1 protein-coding gene is annotated in these 1,805 nt (G+C 78.7%); it reads right to left on the bottom strand.

The genetic code is table 11. The features are described from left to right. Positions 1 to 1,805, bottom strand: a 1,805-nt coding sequence (locus tag ACWDSL_RS53255) for an SDR family oxidoreductase (RefSeq protein ID WP_450496970.1), incomplete at both ends; no start/stop codon positions are given.

Here is a 1,805-nt window from a genome sequence, read left to right as displayed (position 1 = left end):
GGGTCCCGGCGGCGGCCTGCTCGCGCAGCACGCCGAGGTCGAACCTGGCGGGCACCAGCACGGCGTCGCCGGTCGCGAGCGCCGCGTCGAACAGCGCGAGACCCTGCTCCGGCGGCATCGCCGCGGTGCCCGAGCGCGCCATCCGCGCCAGGTCGGCGGTGGCCAGGTGCTCCGTCATGCCCGCCCCGCCGCCCCACAGGCCCCAGGCCAGCGAGGCGGCGCGGGTGCCGTCGCCGCGGACGCGCTCGGCCAGGGCGTTGAGGAACGCGTTCGCCGCGCCGTAGTTGCCCTGCCCGCCGTTGCCCAGTACGGAGGCGGCGGAGGAGAAGAGGACGAAGGAGGCGAGGCCGGCGTCCCGCGTCAGCCGGTGCAGGTGCCAGGCGGCGTCCACCTTCGGCGCGAGCACGGCCTCCAGCTGCCCGGGCGTGAGGGAGGTGACGAGGCCGTCGTCGAGGACGCCCGCCGTGTGGACGACGGAGGTCAGCGGATGGGCGCCGGGGATGGCGTCGAGCAGCGCGGCCAGGGCCTCGGGGTCGGTGATGTCGCAGGACGCGACGCGCACCTCGGCGCCCAGCTCGGCCAGTTCGGCGGCGAACGCCTCGATGCCGTCGGCGGCCGGGCCGCTCCGGCTGACCAGCAGCAGGTGGCGGGCGCCGTGTGCCTCGGCGAGGTGGCGGGCGACCAGCCGCCCGAGGGAGCCGGTGCCGCCGGTGACGAGGACCGTGCCCTCGGGGTCGAGCGGGGGCGGCGGCGTCTGCTCGGGGAGAGGGGCTCGGACGAGGCGGGGCGCGTACGCCTGCCCCTCGCGCAGCGCGAGGTGCGGCTCGGCGGCGGTGATGGCGGCGGGCAGTGCGGCGCGGGAGGCGGGGGTGTCGTCGGTGTCGACCAGGACGATGCGGTCGGGGTGTTCGGCCTGGGCGGCGCGCAGCAGGCCCCAGACCGCGGCGCCCGCCAGCCCGGGCGGCGCGTCGCCGGGGCCTGTCGCGACAGCGCCGGTGGTGAGGACGGCGAGGCGGGCGTCGGCGTCGTCCGACAGCACCTCGCGCAGCGGCGCGAGAACGCCGTGCGCGGCGGCGCGGACCCGTGCGGGCGGCTCGGCGTCCCCCTCGGTGGTGTCGGTGGTGTCGGTGGTGCCGACGCTCAGCAGGATCAGACCGCCGGTCGCGCCGGGGTGGCGCGTCAGGCGCATCGCGGTGGGAAGTTCGCCGGTCAGGAGCACGTCGGCGCCGGCCTCGGGCGGCGCGGCGGGAAGCGCGAACGGCTCCCACTCCAGCCGGTACAGCGGCAGCGGCCCGCCGGGCGTGGCCGTCGCCGACCGCCACCGCTCGGCCGGGACGGTCCGCAGCGTCAGGCTCTCGATCGTGGCGACCTCGGCGCCCGCCTCGTCGGACAGCCGCAGCGTCACGCTGTCCGTGCCGGTCGGCGTGGTCCGCACACGCAGCCGGGACGCGCCGCCCGCCACGACCCGCAGCCCGCCGAAGGAGAACGGCAACCGGACCGTGCCGGGCGCGCCGCCCGCCTGGTCCTCGCCCGTGAACAGCTCGCCGATCGGGTGCAGCGCCGCGTCCAGCAGCGCGGGGTGGAGCGAGTACCGGGCGGCGTCGCCGCGCTCGCCGGGGCCGAGCGCCACCTCGGCGTACATCTCCTCGCCCAGCCGCCAGGCGGCGCGCAGCCCGGTGAACGCCGGGCCGTAGCGGTAGCCTTCGCCTGCCAGGCGCTCGTACAGCGCGTCGACGTCGACCGCGACCGCGCCGGGCGGCGGCCACGCGGCCGGGTCCGGGGCCGGGTCCGGGCTGGGAGCGGTG

The sequence above is a fragment of the Streptomyces sp. NPDC000941 genome (assembly GCF_053599555.1).
This window is presented reverse-complemented; position numbering and strand designations above follow the sequence as displayed.